Source organism: Candidatus Symbiopectobacterium sp. NZEC135, assembly GCF_025962695.1.
Genome location: NZ_JAGFPF010000003.1, coordinates 22,286 through 41,962, shown reverse-complemented (window position 1 = coordinate 41,962; position 19,677 = coordinate 22,286). Strand labels below are relative to the sequence as shown.

The window sequence follows — 19,677 nt, the reverse complement described above, 5'->3', positions numbered from 1 at the left end:
GTGGAGGGGAAGCTGATCCCAGCTTTGCAATTCGCTGAGCTACGCCAAGGCCTGAAGCTGTAGTTTTATCAATTGGTGAGGCTAGTTCAACATATGCTGGTGTTTTCAGAAATTTGATCTAAAAATTTTGCTTGCGATTGTTCACTCTCATATTTACGGCTAAATTCAATCTTATAAGAGCGACTACCAGTTTTTGTGTGTCGTCTAGATCTAGTTAGATTAAGGAGGGCAGATGGCCGAGTCACCAGCAGACTTTGAGGAAAGCGAGTTCCGCGGGCCTCTCTTCAACCAATTGTTGCGAGGTAACAACCTGCTTTGGGAGCCGGGGCAAGTTTTTGAGGAGCACATCGGAATCGACTACGCGGCGCTAGTGGAGCATGAGCTTTTCTGGCGCTATCGCAAAGGGAGATTTCGAGAAGGGCTGCCTCTAGCTGAGATCGGGCTCAGCTACATTTGGAAAAAGAAAAAGAAAGGAAAAGTGCTTCCACCATTCGCTCTCAATTTATTTATTCAAGCAAAGCGATCCAACCAACGATCGCCCACACCAAAAAAAGCGAAGGATAGGGGGCTCGCTACTCCTTGCTGCTTCTTTAATATCAATCAACAGCAGCAAGCGGCTCTACATCGGTTGAGCTCAGCCTTGAAAGGAAAAGGTCTTGTCTGTTATGCCGCACCCGCATTCTTGAGTCAGGGCGAACTGTATAACCACACTGAAAAGCGCTCAATCGTCCAGAACAGTACATTTCCTTCGGCCAGCAAGCTACAGGGCCATTCTCGGTGGTACTACGACAGGGCTGGCACGTTCGGTATTGCTAATCCACAGTTCGAGAGAGTAGATATTGGTCACATAGATACGCAGATCGAAGCGCTCAGCAATCAAAGAAACGGCATCAGTGAATCCCTCAGCGAGAACCTCGACTTTTTGGTGGGTGCCGTGAACAGCTCTATAGATGATAACCCGGACGAAATCTCATCGAGGGACACGTGGTTCAGCTATCTCGCCCAACTGTTAACTGATGAAGCAGAAGAGATACTCGGAGACATACCTACTGAGATTAGGTCATATCTTCGCGTACGAGCTTACTGTCACGCCTACAACTTGGAATGGCTCACGCTGCAGTAGTCTGCAATCTAAAAATTTATTCAAGCCGAGACCGCTTCGAGGCTTTTATGAAGCGGCGAGAAGGTGGCGCTTCAGCGTTCCACCGAGAGGCTCGACCCGGCTTGCTAGGTCGAGCCTCTCGGTGGAACGTTAGTAATCCGGCTGTCTGCTTTGGGTTGCTGATTCAACTGGTGGGTGTAACGGTTTGGTCAAATCGTTGTGCCGGTGTTTCGGGGGAAGTCCAGCTCGCGGATTCCCTACGGGCAGGACGGCGAGCGGTTGCGGTGATGAACCTGATCCCTATGCCTATCTGAATGGCGTGCTCACGAGGTTGCCGACGCCGCCCAATAACCTCATCGAAGAACTGCTACCGCATCGCTGGATGCTGCAAAACTGACTGTCAAGGGCGGGTTCGCCGGACGCTTACTTAGCTCGAGATGCTAAGAAATTCTAAATGCGTTACATTTATTAATATGGTCATGCCTAGGGCAAATAGCTGGATGGGCTCCGTTAATTTACGCTACAGGTTTTAATTATTATGAGTGAAGAAAAAAAGTTCAAATATGATGTTGCACTTTCCTTTGCTGGGGAGCAGAGAGAATATGTAGAGAAGGTTGCGCGCGGACTTAAGGGGTTCGGTGTTTCTTGCTTCTACGATTTCGATGAAATATCGTCGTTATGGGGTAAAAACGGAATAGAAGTGCTTAACAAAACCTATGAAGAAGAGTCCCGCGTCGTAGTTATGTTTGTTTCCTCAGAGTATGTGAATAAGCCTTGGTGCAAAGTAGAGAGACGAGCTGCATTGAGTGCTCGCATGGAGCATGATAAGGATTCTGTCTTGCAGGTCGTATTTGACAAGGTAAAAGTGCCGGGCATACCTACATCGGAGATATATGTCGAAGCAGAGAATTATGTGCCAGGAGAGCTTGCTGTTCTTATTTGTCAAGCCATCGGGGTGGATGTGGCTTCGATGAAAGCGGATATAACCGCTGCTCCAGTGAGTCCAGAAGAAAGTGGTACGGTCCGTTGCCGTGTAGACAGTTGTAATGGGCGTCAAGTGATCGGACAGGGAAACTGGAGTTTTGAAACCCGTTGGGATAGGGCAAGTGACGAAACAATACATATATACAACGATGGCTCAACTGTTGTGGGAGTTGCATTTGCTTCTGACTGTTGGGAAGCCGCAGATGTAAAGAATGCGGTGGCGCATAATTTCACTTCGAGAGTGATTACTCCCCGAAACGGATCGTTAGTGGTTCTCAAGAATAAGTTTGGGTTTTATGCTTTGTTGAGAATCGAGTACATCGCTGATTCGACCAGGGCAGCATGGTATGACGAGGTGATATTCAGTTATCGGATCTTGCGTGACCATAGTGAAGATTTCAGCAAGGTCGAACCGTTTTCTCCTCTTGGGCCAAGTATCTCCCTTGATTTTGACTTGGACGGTGGTACGCTCATGATACGTAATACTTTCAACGAGCCCGTTAAGTTTTATGCCATAGCTACCAATACGTTTGGTATTCCACCATCCCCCCCAGAAAAGCAATTTAAAGAATTACCGTCAAAAACTATAGCGCCTAGCAAGGCCTTAACTGGAATTGCTTGCCGTTTTAGTATGGCACCGTTGGTCCCGGGGAGGCGTAGCGTTAGTACCTTGTATATGGATGTCTATATTTCCGATATCGTTGATAATTTCTATAAGGCTCGGTTTATTCTAAAAATCACTTGTCGCGGAAATCCTAAGTCCGAAGCTCAGTTTGTGAGTGCGAAAACTCGGTTGGAAAGCACGGAGGCTCTTTAGTGTTTCGCTTTCCGTGAGGAGAGACTCGGTGTTGTTATAGCACTCGGCCTGATCGTTTTAGGAGCAGGAAGATGTTGTTCAGGGGCGGCTAAAGCTGGATATGTCAGATGCCTCGGATCGACCCGTTGAACTCACAGTTGAAAGCAGACATCTTCCCTTGCCTCTGGTGTTGTGCCTTCTTTATTTTGGATGGTGCGCGAATGAATGGGCTGTGATGACGAACAATCCCGCTGTCTCTGGGCAGTTTTCACCATCACAGCGCGACATGTCATGTGAAAAAGCCGACGTCCTTGTGGGACGTCGGCAGACAGGAACATCAGGCCGCGACAAGTTGCCGGGCCAGGGCGACCTCAATGGAGTCACCATCCTGATTAAGCACATCCAGTCCTGACTCAGGCACGTCTCCCGACGTGCTCTGAGAGACCAGAATTTTCTTCGCCATCAGAGCCAGGCAGGTCATCTGCGACGTGGCCGTATACCCCAGGTAGATCACCTTCACACGCTGCTTCTGGCCGATACGCCAGGAGCGTCGCGCGGCCTGCTGCAGTGTGTACACGTTGTACCCTGATTGCATGAACACAATCGTGGGGAACTCCAGAAGATCCAGCCCTGTCTTGACCAGCTCCGGGTTGGTGATGAGGACATCAATCCCTCTGTCGAGTTGTTCTGCAATCCAGTCTTCACGGCGGCTGGCATCGACGCTTGCGCGCAATACTGCGACCCGGAAACCTTCTTGCTCCAGCAACATTTTCAGCCTGCTGGTGGTGTCTCGCGTGCCTGTGTAGACGGAATAGGCCAGGATCTTGCGCCCTTCTGCCTTCTCCTGTTTGCAGATGTCGATCAGTTCCCGCTCCTTGGGCATCACCTGCAGCTCATTGAACTGGACCGGGGTGAAAGCCAGTACTTCTCGCGTACGTGGATGGCGCACGGTTTCAGTACGAAAGCAGCAGTCAGACCAGGCCAGCAGGACATTGAGCACCACGCCCAGCAAGGTGGTGTCCCGCTTTCGCAGGGCTTCCTTGAGCTGAGTCGTCAGGCTGGCAGCGAGCTTGCTGTAGGTATCACTTTGCTCAGCGTCCATCTCGACTTCCCTGAACTCTTCGTCATACGGGGGCAGTACGCCACCAATATCCCGGAGCTTGAGGAAAATCGTGAAAGGCAGAACGCAGCGAAGCACACCTTTGGGGCCGAACCCCGGCGCTTTGACTGTCCTGACGGTAACCTTCGAGCCTTTGGCGGTCTTGTGGGACGGACCATCGCTCTCGGAATAGATATCCTTGAGGACGCCGTGCTCCCGCATGAATGCCATGGCTGCAGCGTTCATACTGCCGCTGGCACTCGGTCGGTAGCCGTCTTCGATCATACGTCCGGGCAGCGCCCGGAACAGCAGATAGAACAAATCGGAAGCGTAGCCTCCCATCAGCGTGCCGGTGAGTAGCAGCGTTTTGCGGGTTTTGGCCGCAATAACACCCATGGCCTGACCCTGCGCTGAACCGCCTGTCTTGTACTCGTGCGCTTCGTCGGCGATGAGCAAATCGAACGTGCTTTGCGGCAGATACCGCTTCACAAATTCGCTGGGTTGATAACCGCCTTCACCGAAGCCGAACTCCATACTCGACATGGCGCGTTCCATGCGCTGAGCCTGCCTGTCTGAAAAGACCAATTCCCCTCGGTTGTCCATCAGGTTGATGAACTGGTGGAAGTTATCTCCCAGCATCGATGCCAGGAATGAATCGCCGAAGGTCTTCATCAGTTTGGCCGCAGTGGCTTCACCTATGGTCGGAATACGTTTCAGCGCCCGCAGTACTGCTGCGGATTGATCGCTGCCTGACAAACTGCGTGGTCGCATCAGTGTCCAGAGGGCACTCTCGCAAAAACTACACTTGCGACGTACTTCCTCCGCGTCGAGTTCCTGTGCGCTGACCGGTTCGCCATCAAGATTGCGAATCATGGTGCCGCAGTGTGGACAAAGCCCAACTGTGCCGTGACGGGTGCGCTTGCGAACGAACGTGGGCTTCCAGTGGAATCCCATGCGCATGCGCACACGGCCAATGATGAAAAATTCCTGTCCATCGGCTGGCACATTCAGTTGCTCGCGCAGCTTGATCAGTTTGAGCAGTGTGTCCGGGCCGTTGAGCACCCAGACTTTGGCCCCCGTGACGGTTTCGAGAATTTCCCTGCGCCATTTATAGACCAGGTGTGGCGGGCTGAGGACGAGAGTGCGGCGATAGCCTTCCGCATTGAACACTGCCGCTAGCGCGATGCCGACGGTGGTTTTTCCCGTCCCCATCTCACCATTGACGATGGCCGCACGCTCGCCCTGATTGACGAGCAACTCGGCCGCTGCATGCACGACCTCGGCCTGGGCGGGGAACAACTGTCGCTTGAGGTTGGCGAGAATGCGTTGGCGGTTTGCACGCGGCACACCGTTGTAGACCGGTGGATTGGCCCGGTTGAGAGAGTCGAGCAATTCATCCCCGAACTCGCTGACAAAATCCTGCATGCTGATGGAGAGTTCATCGTTCGCAGGGGCGAACAGATCTCCAGTCTCGGGTGATTGCGTTACTGCAGGGGCCGCTTCGATTTGTATGCTCATGGTGATGCTCCAAAAAATGGGGCATGCACCGCCCAGGGGCGATGTATGCCCCGATGGGTAAGAGAAACGGACTGGCGTTGAACTCGGGTTCAGTGGCCAGCGGTGTGTGGGTGATGCTGCTTCCCCCTGCGGGGATTAATGGATGGTAAGGATCTGTCCCAGCGTGGCTGAGTCAGGAGACAGGTCCCATGCTCTGATGACGGGCACGAACTTATCGGTGAGGATTCGCGTTTCGGCGATGGAGCCGTCATCGCGTTCGCAATACTCGGTGCTCGTCGCTTTCTGCTTGTAGGTGTCACCCTTGACTGCAAGCGTGCGACCGCTTGGGGACTGCACGACACCGGAGATAGCACCCGCCGCCAGGGCTAATGCCAGGTGCCATTCAGATAACGCACGAGCAGGCGCACGCAGCGACTGCTGCGCGGCACCGAGGTGAGTCTCGAACGCTGACCACAAACCTCGCAGGCGTTGTACCTCTTCGGCGAACTGCATCGGCTCCATGCTGATGCGATAAAAATGCTCGGGCTCAGCCTGGGCGCTTGGAACGAGATATGGAAAAGACGTCCACTCAGACGGCAATTCCTCTGCTTCCTGCTCTCCCTGCCCGATTTGCAACAGTTGGGTTCGGTTGGACTTCACATCTTCATTCGCCAGATCGCGCTGGCGAGCGCGACGACCGAACAGCACCACTTGTTTGAACTGTGTATCTACAGCACGGAAGACACGCAGGTCGGCGAAGTGGCATATGAGCCAGCCCACCATTTCCTGGTCGAGCACATAGTACGGAATGATGAAAATGAGAATGCCGTGGGACTGCAGTAAGGGCAGTGTCCGCTGGTAGAACAGTTTTTCCAGCCGGGGCCGGCCTTTACCGTCGTAGCCGATGTTGCCGTTGGCATCTCTGGATAAGTCGCCGTACGGTGGGTTGAGCCAAAGCAAGCCGAATGCCTGACGCGAAATGATGGTGTCCATCAAATCAGCATGGATGCAGTGTTCGACCAACAACCGTGCATGACTGGCGCGCTCCTGATCGTATTCGACAGCGTACGACCGGGTGTGATCAAGCCCGAGGGCATGGGCGGCTTCAGCAATCGCAACGCCTTCGCCGGCACAAGGATCAATAATGCACATGGGCTCATTGCTGGGTGCCAGTGCGGAGAGTGTCCGTTCAAGCGTGGACTCATCGGTAGGGTAATAGCCATTTTTGGCAAAATTTCTGGCGAGCCGGGGAAACATGAGTGCCATAGGAATCTCCTGTCTGGCGGTGATGAAAGAAAGTGCAGGTGCCTGGTAAGGTGCGCCTGCTGTGGAGTAGTCAGACCACCGCTTGCGATGTGCAGATCTGTGACGGATAGGGATAGGCCGTGAGAGCGCCGTTACGAATAAGCCCGCCCAGCGCGTCGGTGAGTACTGGCACGTCCAGTCCAAGGCGAAAGCCCCGCAGCGGCCCGAGGGCGACCGGTAGCTCATGGAGCATGTCGCGGCTGCGCAGCAACTCCAGCACTGGCATTTGCCAGTGGTCGAGCAGTGGCAGCGGACATGTGTCTTTGACGAGTTGCCACAAGCGAACAGTGGGTTCAGCGGCAGATCGCGGTAGTAGCGCCAGTGCGCTGGCTGTGCTCTTGTCAGGGCAGATGCAGCGTTGGTCGAACAGCCACAGATTGGTGAGCGATCCAAACAGCGTGCGGCGATAGTTGCGGGTCAGGCGTTTTTCAAGGCGCTCGACCGAGGGGATGAACACAGGCACGGAGCCGCCGTGTTCTGTGATGAGGTGAAACTGGTTCAATCCATCCTCATCGCGACCCAGTGTGAGACGGGCGATAAATTGCTGGACGGCAGTATCCCGCGCCCAGATTGAGACAAAGACCAGATCGCCATTCTCGCGGCAGACGCAGGCATCGACCATCAGATCAGTGCATTCGTCGATACGGAACAACGGTTGCGGTAATGAAGATTCGGGCATGGTGGTGTCCTCAATAACATTGAGGGGCAACGCTGCCTGTAGGGCAATGTTGCCCCAAGGGGATGAAGGCGTGTGAACCGTTCCTCTTTCAACTGGTGTGGAGGAACTGCTGTTGGCGTTCAATACTCACCGCAACCAGCCGGACAGCAATTCGGATCAAGGCCGTGTTTGCAATAGCCGTTTTCAGCATTCCAGTCCTGGGTCTCCTGCCTTTCAGCGGGCGTCGCATAATCCCATTTCCGTGCTATTGACAGCGCCTGTGCGCGTAGGTGCTCAGGTAGTTGATCAACATGCTGGTCAATCGATGAGCTCAGGAGAACAATGTAATGGTCGTAAGCCAGCCCGCAGTACCTGCTGGCCTCTGTGGCTGCTGTCTTACAGGCAACCTGCCAGGCTTGCTCATCCAGTACGACGCGGGCATTTCCGTCAACGTGCGAGAAAGAGGTTGTATCGTTTGTGAACATGATGGTGTGCTCCAGAAAGAAATCGGAGTCCTCCCCCAAAGAGGCGGTGCTCCGGTGGGTGGGGAAAAATGCGACAGTAGTGACAGGATGAATCAGGTCGCCAGAGATTCAGACTGGTGGTTCCACTGCTGGGCCGTGGCGTCGAACGCATAGCCCAACTGGTTCAGCCGCCCGATCTGCAGGCGCAAGGTGCGGCGGTCAATGGTCGAGTCCAGCTTTACCGACTCACCCAGCGGCCAGAGGATGCCGAACAATACGGTGTCGTCACTATCGGGATTGCCCGAAGCAGCCACAATAGTGGAAGGCGTATAGACGCCGAATGGCGTGGTGTCGACCAGTGGGTCCTTGGAGGCTTGCACAGGGGCCGGCCTGGCCTTGGATTTGGGCATTGCGGTTGGCGTGGGAACGGGTTGTGTACCCGATTCCTCATCAAGCGGATCGACATCCTGCGTGGCGAAGGCGTGAGCCTCTGCTTTGCTGAGTTTGTCGATACCAGACAAGGTCATGCCATCCAGGTTGGCACGGATCTCGAATCGCATGCCGTCGCCGACAGGATAGGCTTTCGGATAAATATATCGAATCGCAAATTCACCCTCATACTTCCCTTCGGGATACTGCTCCAGTTCGGGATCTTTGACATGGAACAGCCCAAGGTGGGTGGTGAGACGACCGACTGTGAACCGGCCGTTACGACCGGATATTGTGCGGATTGCGAGTTGGCCGCGAACGATGATGGGGGGAGCGGATTGAACGGCTGCTGTAGCCATGGTGAATCTCCTGAGATGCGTTGTACTGCCGATAAATCTGGGAAAAGAGACAAGACCCCAATGTGAGATCTTGCCGAACGGCTTAGAGTGAGGTTGCAAGAGCCGACTCTTCTGCCGAGGATTGCGCTTCAGGCTCGGACGTACCAGGTATCGTAGACGGCATAGTTGCGCTGTTGTCAGGGCGTTTTAACGCTGAGGGGGCCTGGTTGACCGTTGGATAGACCCGTTGACCATCGATCTTGATCAGGCCAATATGGATCAACTTGGACTCCAGACTCGCAGCCGGTTCGCCAGCATGCTCACCTTTTGTGCGAAGGTACGGATCAGCTTTCATGTCGTTGAGACGAAAGGCCACCAGTACCTTGCGATCAGCGTCGACAGCCTGCACACAACGGCGTACCAGATGCTGAGCCTCCGGAGCGGTCACGATAGTGTTGATGTACCGGTATTCCGGTTCCTCAACCGGCCCAGCCAGCGCACCGAGGGTGCATGCGAGGAAAGGGTCACTCTCCTTGGGTGTGACGTCTTTGGGGCGATTGAGATAACCAATGCCTCGGGTGATCAATTCGTACTGTTCGATTGCCACTAGTGTGGCTGGGCCAATCAACTCAGCCTTCAGCAGTCTACCTTTTAGGCTGGCTGCGGATTCACCCTTGCGCTCACCGCTGGGGCGGATGAATGCATCACACCACAGGTCTCCCAGCCGGAACTTGACCATCGGGCGCTGCTTTGGATCATCCATGCCGATGTATTTTTCGACCAATTTTTTAGCCTCGGCACCAGAGACTTTGACATCAAAATAGCGGATGACCGGCTCTATGGCAGAACCGACCAACGCTGCGATGGTGCAAGCTAGGAAGGGTTGAGCACGTCGGCCGCCTCGTACGGGAACTTCCCGCACACGCTGCAGGCGACCGTAACCTTCGGTGTGCAGGTCAAAATAGGTTTTTTCGCCTGAAGTAGAATGAACCATGATGAAATCTCCATTGAAAAATGAAGCGGAGACACACCAGGCCCGATTGCGGGGGTGTGTAACCCCGCGATGGGTTGATAAGGCGGATGCATCCACTACTGGCAGAAGCCGGTGGTCGTCCGCTCGAGGATGCTGTGCGAACTGGCTCGGTCATGCGGTTTCTGCCGCACCGCAACCTTGGAGACCGTGGTTGCGTGGCATGTCGCTGACAACGTCAGCAAAACATGCTGAGAGACTGCCTATGCCTTAATGCAGGCGCGACAAGAAATACGAACTGTAGCCGTTCCCTATTTTCGATATGTCATTACTCAGGAAATGGCCGTTGTGGGACAAATGCGTACTTAACGACTTTCTGTAGCCCCCATCAGGAGGCTACGAAGGACGAAAATCAGTTGCTACCGAGGTTTGCTGCAACAACTTGCAGGAAAATCTGTGTGGCGGTAGCAGACACTTCGAGATCGCCTGCTCCATCCAAGATTCTGGTAAATACACTGTCGCCAGGTTCGAAAAATTCGCCAAAATCGTCGCCACCAAACTCAGCGCGTGAGCGCTCCCACCAGTCGTCAAAGGGAGCAACGTCAGGGTTGCAGCCAATCGCGTAGGCGATCAGCTTTTGACGCCCATCGGGATGGAACTCACCATGCTCGGCGAGCCAGTAAACACCATAATCCTTGACCAAGATTATGCGGCACTGATTGGTAACCGCTTCGGCGATGACGGGCCGCAGCTCGGCTCCTTTGAAACGTAAAGTCATAGGTACTCCTGAGATAAGGGTATGTCGGACAATGCGGTGAAGAACCGTTGTCCGGGGACGGGGGACGCGCGATTTAGTCCCGGCGTGTAGACGAGTTGTCTCTGTAGCGTTATGACTTACGTCGTAGCGGCTTTTGAATGGTGCGCACACGTATGCGATGCCAACTGCCATCGTCGATCAGGCTGAGCAGTACGTCCCCGAGGTTATCGAAGAACACGCCGTCAACCCGCTCGACCAACTCTCCATCGTGGCTCAGCACTACGGCATAGAGATCGTCGACGCGTTCGTATTGCATAGTGACGCGGCCATCGAATTTTGCCGTGCTGGTGTTGAAACTGATAGCCGGTGGCGTAGCGATGATGTCCTTAGGGAGTGGATCGACCCAGGTGAAATCACGCGCACCGGCATCAACCAACAGGTGTGTAATGCGGCGGAAGCCATCGGGTGCCGGTAGCTCCTCCAGTTGCCTGATCAGTTCCTGTAACTCGGGGCAGCTAGGTTGTGGGATCGGAAGCCTGGCGGGTGCAGAGCCGAGAATATACGTCTGGAACTTGTAGGGCTTGCCATCAGAGGTGTATTCGGTGTGCTCTTCGGGGGTGTCTGCGCGAAGGCCGTCGAAGCGGTGTCGGGCGTAGGGTTCGACTTGCACTAAGGCACCTTCGTCCGGATCTTCGGTCACGAGAGTCCGGTCAAGCACGGCGAACTCGATTCTGCCAGTCTTGACGACAATGACGTCCTCCGTTCTTGCGATAACCTTTCCCTCGAAAGGCTTCGGATCAATATGAAAACCGAGTGTTGAAACCTTGGGTTGGCCGTCAAAAATGTTGAACTTGAAGCTGCGGGCATTGGAAGGAACGTGGTCACGCACCAATGATTGCATCTGATTGCGAATGCTTTGATGATCCATGGGAAAGTCTCCAAAAAAAGGAGCTCCCCAGCCACAAGGGAGGAGAGCCCTGTGGGTGGAATAAATGGACGCTAAGCGTCTTGGTGATGGCGAAAGCCAACACGCTATCAGCGTGTCGCGGTCTTGATGGCCTGGACCGCCTGGGATGCTGCCGGCTACGCCAGCGAACATATGTTCAGCATGGTGCGATGATGGTTCGCGTGCGTGGAACAAAACGCATCAGGTTGCGCCCATATTGGTGCTGATTGCGGTAAATAAATCCCTTCGCAGGGAGGGCGAGTGGGGCAAGCAACTCTGTTCTATAGAAGCGGCATTAGGTGGCCGGTTGCAGCGCATGTGGTGTGGGTTTTGTGTTCATGGGGTATCCTGTTTGTTGGGGTCAAGGCTACAGGCCCAACCGGATATGTCGTAAATCAGGAGAAAAAGTGTCGGGGACCTGCTGGCCTCCGACTCGGTAGGAAGAAACCACCTGTGGGCTGTTTCAGGATGCAGTCGTCGTCAAAACCGTTCGCTGTCGCAGCAATCGCACCCGGCCGTTATCGTGGTTGTGGCCGGAATCCTCTGGCATGTATCCACACACAAAGGGAGCCCAGTTTTTCGCCGTTGGGCGCGGCAATGAATACCGTCATCCCGAAGGGTTTCCTGATGTCTGGCCTCTCAAGCAAAGCATCAGGAAACCCTTCATGGAGGGCGGAAGAACTGGAGAAGGGGGAACGCGTCTGGTGCGTCCATGGATGAGTTGCCTTCTTGCCTCGCTGCCGGAGCATGGCGAGGTGCGCACGGTTTAGTAGAAGACTGGCACGCCGGGATTCCCGCACGGGCGCGGGAATGAGGCCATGTCATCACAGAATACGTGACATGGCTCTTCGGGTCCAGGGCGACTCAGGGGGCCTGGGAGCTGCGGCTGCGCTTGCGCGGCATGGCGCGTTTGTGTTTGCCACTGTCGATAGGCTGAGAGCCTTTGCAGTCGGGGTAACGAGGACAAGACCAGAATGGCCCGCTCTTGCCGGTGCGTTGACGCATAGCGGTGCCGCATTCGGGGCATGCGGGTCCCTGTGGCACCTTGATAGACAGAGATGCCCCTCGATACTGCTGCACCAACTGCGTGATCCAGGCTGACTGCTTGTCGATGAAGACATCGAGTGTGAGCTGACCGGCTTCGATCATGTCCAGCGCCTGTTCCCAGATGGCAGTCATGCCTGGGTCGGCAATGGCACCGGGAACGGCGTCGATGAGAGTGAATGCCGCATCGGAGGCGCGTACTGAACGGCTTTTCTTCAGCAGGTAGCCACGGTCAAGTAACCCTTTGATGATATTGGCTCGAGTCGCCTCAGTGCCGATACCCGTGGTGTCCTTCAGCTTTTGTTTGAGGCGCGGATCTGAGACCAGTTTGGCTACACCCTTCATCGCCTTGACCAGTTCGCCCTGGGTATAAGGACGTGGCGGCGATGTCTTGAGTGCTTTACAGTCGATGCCAGTTATCTGGCAGGACAATCCTTCATGCAGCGCTGGCAGAACCTGGCTGCGTAGTGTGGTCTCGCCATCCTCATCTGGCCTGGGTTCAGTGAGCACCTGTCGCCACCCGATGACGACGATCTGCTTGCCGACCGCTTGCAGTGTTTCGCCGGTGCATGACAGGCGCGCGGTGGTACGGTCGAATTCATGCTGCGGCAGAAACTGCGCCAGATAGTGGGCACGGATCAGTTTATAGACTGCCTGCTCTTTGTCGCTCATCGCCGTGAGATTTGCGGGTTCGAGTGTGGGGATGATGCCGTGGTGCGCCGTGACTTTATTGTCGTTCCAGGCTCGTGATCGCTGATTGCGGTCTAGCTGGTCAACGATCGGTCGTAGTTCAGGATCGGTCTTGAGAAGACTGTCGAGTACCACCGGCACCTCGGCGAACATGCTTTCAGGCAGGTAGCCGGAGTCTGAGCGCGGGTACGTCGTGGCTTTGTGAGTCTCGTACAGTGCCTGGGCGATTTCCAGGGTTTCCTGCACATCCAGGCCCAGTTGCTTGGAACAGATTTCCTGCAGTGTGCCCAAATCGAAGGGTAACGGTGGGCCTTCACGCAGGCGTTCAGTCTCGACAGACATGACTTGTGCGCTGCCAGCAATACGCATGCGTTCGGCCGCCTGTCGCGCTATGGGCTCCTGCAGACAACGGCCAGCATCATCTGTTGCTGTATCTGGTGCAAGCCAGACTGCAGTGAAAGATTGACCTGCGCTTGATAGCGCGGTCTCGACTGCCCAGAATGGCACTGAGACAAAGCGTGCGATCTCGCGGTCGCGATCGACAACCAGTTTCAGTGTTGGGGTTTGTACCCGGCCAACGGAGAGTACGCCGTCGTAACCGGCCTGCCGACCCATGACAGTGAACAGGCGACTGAGGTTCATGCCTATCAGCCAGTCTGCTCGAGAGCGTGCCAGGGCCGAGAAGTACATCGGCAGAGTTTCGCCTGATGGTCTGAGCGCTGCCAGTGCTTTGCGGATCGAAGCGTCATTGAGTGCCGATAACCAGAGCCGCTGGATGGGGCCGCGATAACCGCACAGCTCGATGATCTCGCGTGCGATCAACTCGCCCTCCCGGTCAGCATCTGTCGCGATGACCAGTTCGGTTGCCTTGCTCAGAAGATCTTTGACGACGTTGAATTGCGAGGCGGTCTTTGATTTGATTTCGACACGCCAACGTTCAGGGATAATGGGCAACTGCTCGATAGACCAGCGCTTGTACTGCTCTCCATAGATTTCAGGTGGGGCTGCCTCAACGAGATGACCAATGCACCAGGTTACGGTGATACCTGAACCTGTCAGGCAACCATTGCCTCTTTGGGTGGCCCCCAGTACACGTCCGATATCTTTGCCCTGAGAGGGCTTCTCGCACAGAAATAGTCGCATGGAGTTTTCTCGACGTGTGAATCATGCCTGCGAGTATTTCTGTATCAAGAATATAAAGTTATAAAGAATACGGATTATGGGGCAACGCATAGGCGTGGCAATATCGGTATTATGGTGGCGTACTTCGGTATGCTGGATTTATTACGCAACGCTGTGGGGAAGGTTTGAATAATTCAGTTTTGAGTCCTCTTGATAATTATCGGGAGTTCCGAGGCCGCATTATGTCCAGGTTGGCGGCAGAAGAGAAACGACAGATTTATGTCCGCCATACAACGCATCCGCTTCGAGAGTTAAGGCAAGCAATCGCAGCTTACCAGGAACATCTGGCGTTTAATGGTGAATCGATGCTGGCAGAGGATGTGGCTGTTGAGCCACATCTGCGCCGAGCATTGCGCATTCCAGGTCATGTACCGCTGAGCCCTTCAAGAATGGACATTATCAGGCAGTATCTGCTGCTCTTTCTGCCATTGTCGGTTGTACTGAATCGGGCTAGAAAATTCTTGCATTATTCTGGCTCGTTTGGTGGAAGAAGCCTGATCTATTCAGTACAGGTGAAGCGGACACTCGCAAGTAGCCGTTACTACAGCCGATCATTTGATTTCGTCATGTCCAAACTGGAACTGCCTAAGAGTTTTGAGGCATTTCGTAGCATGCGGGAGCTGGATATTCACTGGATGCGGTCGTATTGCTGTCTAGGCATTCAGCAAAAAGTGCAGATGGATAAATTTCATGCGGCACTGCCTGGACAGAAGGCCAACGGCGAACGAATTTTGATCCTGATACAACAAAGGATCATCCAACAGGTTGAAGATCTGTTCTGGCTTTCTGAGCGCCCGAGTTGGTTGGCGCGGTATGATCCTCCATCACTGCAGGAGCAGGCGCGCTTCCAGCAACTTGTGATACTGCTGCGAGACGCGGGTGTTCCGGTGGAGCAGATTGTCCGTCAGGTTTATGTCGATTTATCGCAGCGTAAGCTTGAGTGGCTGACGGAGAACCTCAAACAACTGGGCTGCGATAGCGATGCCCTCAGAGTGCTCTTCGATCGCATTCCAGAGCTGGTAATGTTTACCCAGCCACAGCGGTGGCGCTTTCTGCTGCAGGCTCTCAAGATCCGCCGTGCAGTCGATCTGGTACGCTTTGAGCGTTTACTGTTTTCCGACCAGGTTTGCAGTACTGGCTTCGCCCAATCCTTGCTGACTGCAGGGGCTGATATTGATGGGCTGGTAGCTTGCCAAAAATTGATACTGGCAACGGGTAATATTGCTGATCTCACTCCGGTCACTGCCAGACTCAACGTGTTGCTATCGGCACCTTGGTTTTTCACCGTTGAGCAATTGGCTAGCGCTGAGGACTACCTGCTGCTGGAGCGGGATTTGTCGGCTTACTTGCAGGTGCTGCAGGAATATGGTTTTTCAACTGCCGCTGCCGCACTGGCCTTTCAGGGTAGTTACCGGCAGCTTGGAGCAGAAGCGCTGTCGCGTTGGCTGGCTATTGCGGCCTTGCCGGGTGCAGGACAGACACCGTCAGCAGTGGCCAAATGGCTGCAAAGAGCAGCCTCTGGCGGGTATGTGGACGCCTTCGAATACATGCAGCAGTCTGGGGAATTACAGACGTTTGCGCACTTGCGCCAAGTGACCAAGGTAGCCTCCCTCGGCACTACGCTACTGGCCTATCTACGTGAAGATCGCGGACTTGTCGGGCTACCCGTGCTACTGAAGTGGTTCTACAACGATGCACCCGGTATCAAGGAGGTACGCCTTGGCGCAGGGTTCGACGCTATCAAGCGTGTGTTGTTGGATGATGCCTTTACCCGCCGTGACTTCACTCTGATTGTGGGTAATAGCGCTTGTGTGGAACTGTTGCTAAGGCACTTTATTGAGCAGAAGATCGGCTGTTATCCCTATCAGGCCGAAGATGAGCAGAAGACGAGTTACCTGCAATGCAGCAGTGACCTTCGCCATGAGTTGGTAGATCATTTTGCTCCTTGTATAAAGCGCATACTGGGGCTGACCGATGGTGTGCTTCTGGATAGCTTGATGCCATACCTTGAAGCACCACTTGTTCAGCTTGAGGGAGAGGTTGATAGCTTGCGGTCACTGCTGAATGATCTGCTTGCTGGGCGTGGGCCTTCGACGGTGACATTAAGCCAGCAACAAGCCGAGCTTGTCGCCCTGGTTTATCGCACTAGTGTTTCTACCATTCGCCAGCTTTGGCCATGTCTGCAGTCGCGGGAGGCGGACGTGCCTTCTAGCTTGCTGGAAGCAAACTATCCAATGACGTGGATGCGCACTGAGTTACAGGTAGAAGGTGATGTCGATTCGCGAGGGCTTGAGGCACTTGCTAGAGCATTGGCATTTGCTGCTCGCTTCTCGTCTTGCATTGCACAAGATGAGCATGAGGCTTGCCGACATTTGAGTCCAAAGCGTTTGGGAGATAGTGCTGCCGATGTCTGGTCGTTAGCACCACATCTTGGCGTATTGCTGGCCATCTGTCATGCCGATGCCAACGTTGCTGTGTGGCTTAAAGAAGGAGAAGAAAGGCTAAAGACAATGGCGCAGGCGGGTTCGGAGATCGTTCTGTTATTGGATTCGCTTCGTTCGCTGTTTGATGTGGATATCGGTGATGCTCTGAATGTCCAAAGTGCACCTTTCGTTGCTGGGTTGAGCAGTAGCGCGGTGGCGGTGTTGGGCTCGCGTCTTGATGCTCGCTGGCAGATAGACGAAGGTGCTCCTGAACAACGTCTGTTAAAGGCGATAGCTCGAACTAGAGCACTGGTTTTAAAAAAATTTGGACGCTGGAGTGAGTTGCAGCGCAGGCGAGTGGTTCATGAGGGAGAGAGTCAGATGGGTAGTCAGATGGTTGCCCGCGTTTCTAAATCACCCGCTGCGTTCTTTGCCAAGATGGCAGCCGGTATTTGTACCGGGAACAATACGCGGATGTGGGAGGAATCCCGACATGTACACATGCTTGTGTTTGTACCAGGCGGTAAGCGCATTGCCGGAATGGCATTGTTGTATTTTGAACGGATAGCGAGCCTTGATAAAGCGGGATTTACATTGGTGATCCGTGCCATTAATCCGATCGGGGATGTGTTTGCTGCCTACAGTGTGTCATCGATTGTGGACGGCTACTTTGATGCAGCCATACGCATCGCTCAGGATTCTGGATGTGTCGCGGTTGCGTTTCCGTCTCCTACCGGCATGCACCTGATGTCAAATCGCAAGGATATCGAGGATGACATCAAGGCGCGTTATATCGGCTGTTCTCATAGGGTGTATCGCTACGACACTGAAGATGCTGGAGGAGATTGGCGAAATGAGCCGCGTCAGATAACCACGAGCTTCTACGCCTATGAAGAGGGGGTAAACCTAGTCAACGAACTGTATGTGATCTGGCGGGCACAAGTGGTGGATGATGTGCCGGTAATTGCAACGCAGAGCTAGCGGCGGGTAAGTCTATTTTGTAACAACTTCTTGTGCTGGAGCGCGCGAAACGTAATGGACGTCGGTGGAATAGGGGACGACCACTGTTTGGGATCGCCCTGAAGAGTTAGGCGTCATTAGGCCAGTGGCATCTTATCTGCTGACCCTGACTTGGGGCTCAGAGTGATAGCCTCGATCCGGTAAGGGAGAATACCAACGCTACGTGCATTGACTCGATAAGTCGTATGCGGATTGTTGTGCTCATCGGTCCAGTCGTCGCGCTCTACACGCCCGCTGACCGCGACCCGCATGCCTTTCTGGAACAGTTCGGCGAATTGCTCCGCGTCACGATGCCGCCAGTCAACCGGTCAACCGGTCGCCAGAAGCCACCGCGATTTTCAAAGGCTCCGCTCTTGCCGGGGACGGAATTGTCGAAGTAGGTGTTCAGGCGCAACACCCGACGTGGTTCTTCGTTGCCGTTGGGGTACTCGTGGAATTCTGGCGCAGAGCCGACATTTCCCTCGCCGCTGAAATGTGTACTCATGTCTATGACTCCTGGTTGATGTGAATTACCCGCATTGGAAAGACAATGCAGGCGGAAACCGTCAGCGACGTTTTGCCGATGCCTGATATTTCGGGCACTCTCCCCCAGGATGGGACTGGCTTAGATCTGCCTGATAGCCTGTCCGGCACAGATAAATATCGTCGGCATGGGTCAGTTTGCTAGCGCAGTCCCTAGCCTGGCGTGCAAGTGTGTGCAACAGGCTAATCTGCATGTTCAGTACGGCACGCTGGACTTCAATCGCATGTAAATCGTTGATAAGTCCGGGTGGCGTGGCCGGGTTGACTATCATATCTTGCCACAGGGCCACGCCCATTCTGGTGCGGTCGAGGTTGCGCCAGCGCAGAAAAGTGGTACCTGCACCAGTGGTTTGTTGGGCCAGTTGTGTCGGTAGCAGGTTGAAGGGGTGGCTGCGTGCCTGTGCCAGAACCTGCCGCTGTGCCAGCATAATCAGATCGTCGCGCAGTGCCTCGCATTGACTGGCCCAGCCTTCGAGGGCCCCTTTACCTTTAAAAGGTTTTAAAAGGCCTTTTAGGTAGCCTGCATGTTCCAACAGTCGGAAGGCGCTCTGTTCCAGCATAGCGAAACGCGTCAATACACTCATGCATGGTCACCATCACTATCTTGTGCATAGGCGGTTGGGTCTTCACCGGCGTCAGCAGGGATATCAGCGGGATTGTCCTCGTGTGATGGTGCTTTATTCGTGGTGCCTGCATAAGCCGTGTTCGGTTGTCCACGCCGGTTCAAGGGTGGTGCGAAGCGTGAACGATACGTGCCTTCGAGCACATCCTGCGGCAGTTCTCCGAACTTCTCCACTGCGGTACGGGCTGCGGCATTGTTGGCGGCGAAGTCGTCGCGCTGGGTGCCGGAGTAGCGGTATTGCTGTGCCAGACTGAAGAGACTGCGCAGGGCATGGGCTCCGTCGTTAAGCCAGCGTTCGAGAGTTGATCGATCGATCAAGGCGGTGTGGTGGGCCAGAATCAGGCGGCGGGCAAGATCGTCGTAGTCGGCCAGTAAATAGACTGCCACAAAGCCCAGTTGCGAGGATACGAATAGAGGCAGTTTGACGGGTTGTACATTCATGTTTTCGCCAAGGCTTAGCGCGGACGGTACGTCTGCCAATGCCTGATCCACTTGTTGGCGCAAGCTTTGGATCTGTTCTTTGGTGAGCGCCAGCTTGTCTTCGATGCGCAACATCCACCAGTCAGAGTAGGGATCGTCCTGTTCGGCACCACGCTTGAGTTTGTTCATGATGGCGACAAACCCGTTCAAGCCGACGATGCCTGGTTTGCCTTCTGAGGCTGCGCGTCCGCGCCAGATACGCGACGCGTGGTGAGTATGCAGGGTCAGTGACATCGCACTGCGCAATGACCCCAGGTTCAATTGCAAGGATTCAGTGGTATTTTTTTCGTTGGCCATGGTGATGATTCTCTGTAGTGAACCGAGTCGTCAGCTTCGGCTGCAACGGGAA

Annotated in this window: 15 protein-coding genes and 2 pseudogenes; 5 read left to right on the top strand and 12 right to left on the bottom strand. The window is 54.4% G+C overall.

The annotated features are described in order from the left end of the window. Window positions 1-232 precede the first annotated feature (232 nt). The 3 genes and pseudogenes from J5224_RS02780 to J5224_RS02770 all read left to right on the top strand — a co-directional run bounded on the left by J5224_RS02780 (window position 233) and on the right by J5224_RS02770 (window position 2,903). Complete coding sequence (locus J5224_RS02780; protein ID WP_264623906.1) at window positions 233-1,123, top strand: hypothetical protein; 891 nt, start codon at window positions 233-235, stop codon at window positions 1,121-1,123. A 227-nt stretch (window positions 1,124-1,350) separates the two neighbouring features. Continuing rightward, window positions 1,351-1,499, top strand: a pseudogene (locus tag J5224_RS02775) (transposase domain-containing protein); the annotation flags it as partial. A 141-nt stretch (window positions 1,500-1,640) separates the two neighbouring features. After that, window positions 1,641-2,903: a TIR domain-containing protein gene (locus J5224_RS02770; protein ID WP_264623905.1), complete on the top strand. Its 1,263-nt coding sequence runs from the start codon at window positions 1,641-1,643 to the stop codon at window positions 2,901-2,903. A 316-nt stretch (window positions 2,904-3,219) separates the two neighbouring features. Here J5224_RS02770 and J5224_RS02765 read toward each other — a convergent pair whose 3' ends face one another. The 8 genes from J5224_RS02765 to J5224_RS02730 form a co-directional block, all read right to left on the bottom strand. Further along, window positions 3,220-5,499, bottom strand: a complete 2,280-nt coding sequence (locus J5224_RS02765; RefSeq protein WP_264623904.1) for a helicase-related protein — start codon at window positions 5,497-5,499, stop codon at window positions 3,220-3,222. Window positions 5,500-5,634: 135 nt separating this feature from the next. Then, window positions 5,635-6,744 (bottom strand): DUF6094 domain-containing protein, encoded by a 1,110-nt coding sequence (locus J5224_RS02760; protein ID WP_264623903.1) that lies wholly within the window; start codon window positions 6,742-6,744, stop codon window positions 5,635-5,637. Between the two features lie 70 nt (window positions 6,745-6,814). Continuing rightward, window positions 6,815-7,462, bottom strand: coding sequence for a hypothetical protein (locus J5224_RS02755; RefSeq protein WP_264623902.1), 648 nt, complete (start codon window positions 7,460-7,462; stop codon window positions 6,815-6,817). Between the two features lie 119 nt (window positions 7,463-7,581). Beyond that, the gene (locus tag J5224_RS02750; protein WP_264623901.1) at window positions 7,582-7,926 is read right to left on the bottom strand and encodes a hypothetical protein; all 345 of its coding nucleotides are present in this window, start codon (window positions 7,924-7,926) and stop codon (window positions 7,582-7,584) included. A gap of 92 nt (window positions 7,927-8,018) precedes the next feature. Next, window positions 8,019-8,693 carry a DUF3275 family protein gene (locus J5224_RS02745; RefSeq protein WP_264623900.1) on the bottom strand — a complete coding sequence of 225 codons (675 nt, stop codon included), beginning with the start codon at window positions 8,691-8,693 and terminating at the stop codon, window positions 8,019-8,021. Between the two features lie 82 nt (window positions 8,694-8,775). Beyond that, complete coding sequence (locus tag J5224_RS02740) at window positions 8,776-9,666, bottom strand: DUF3577 domain-containing protein (RefSeq protein WP_264623899.1); 891 nt, start codon at window positions 9,664-9,666, stop codon at window positions 8,776-8,778. A gap of 388 nt (window positions 9,667-10,054) precedes the next feature. Further along, window positions 10,055-10,420 carry a DUF3085 domain-containing protein gene (locus J5224_RS02735; RefSeq protein WP_264623898.1) on the bottom strand — a complete coding sequence of 122 codons (366 nt, stop codon included), beginning with the start codon at window positions 10,418-10,420 and terminating at the stop codon, window positions 10,055-10,057. 109 nt (window positions 10,421-10,529) lie between these two features. Then, the gene (locus J5224_RS02730; RefSeq protein ID WP_264623897.1) at window positions 10,530-11,327 is read right to left on the bottom strand and encodes a GTPase; all 798 of its coding nucleotides are present in this window, start codon (window positions 11,325-11,327) and stop codon (window positions 10,530-10,532) included. 566 nt (window positions 11,328-11,893) lie between these two features. Here J5224_RS02730 and J5224_RS02725 point away from each other — a divergent pair. Then, window positions 11,894-12,115 carry a hypothetical protein gene (locus tag J5224_RS02725; protein ID WP_264623896.1) on the top strand — a complete coding sequence of 74 codons (222 nt, stop codon included), beginning with the start codon at window positions 11,894-11,896 and terminating at the stop codon, window positions 12,113-12,115. 94 nt (window positions 12,116-12,209) lie between these two features. Here the strand turns inward: J5224_RS02725 and J5224_RS02720 are convergent, their stop codons facing one another. Then, the gene (locus J5224_RS02720) at window positions 12,210-14,222 is read right to left on the bottom strand and encodes a DNA topoisomerase III (protein ID WP_264623895.1); all 2,013 of its coding nucleotides are present in this window, start codon (window positions 14,220-14,222) and stop codon (window positions 12,210-12,212) included. Between the two features lie 164 nt (window positions 14,223-14,386). Here J5224_RS02720 and J5224_RS02715 point away from each other — a divergent pair, with 164 nt between their 5' ends. Next, the gene (locus tag J5224_RS02715) at window positions 14,387-17,665 is read left to right on the top strand and encodes a hypothetical protein (RefSeq protein WP_264623894.1); all 3,279 of its coding nucleotides are present in this window, start codon (window positions 14,387-14,389) and stop codon (window positions 17,663-17,665) included. 116 nt (window positions 17,666-17,781) lie between these two features. Here J5224_RS02715 and J5224_RS02710 read toward each other — a convergent pair. The 3 genes and pseudogenes from J5224_RS02710 to J5224_RS02700 form a co-directional block, all read right to left on the bottom strand. Beyond that, window positions 17,782-18,188: pseudogene (locus J5224_RS02710) on the bottom strand (single-stranded DNA-binding protein). Between the two features lie 61 nt (window positions 18,189-18,249). Continuing rightward, window positions 18,250-18,810, bottom strand: a complete 561-nt coding sequence (locus J5224_RS02705) for a DUF3158 family protein (RefSeq protein WP_264623893.1) — start codon at window positions 18,808-18,810, stop codon at window positions 18,250-18,252. Then, window positions 18,807-19,625 (bottom strand): PFL_4669 family integrating conjugative element protein, encoded by an 819-nt coding sequence (locus tag J5224_RS02700; RefSeq protein WP_264623892.1) that lies wholly within the window; start codon window positions 19,623-19,625, stop codon window positions 18,807-18,809. The genes J5224_RS02705 and J5224_RS02700 overlap by 4 nt, the downstream gene beginning before the upstream one ends. Between the last annotated feature and the right edge of the window lie 52 nt (window positions 19,626-19,677).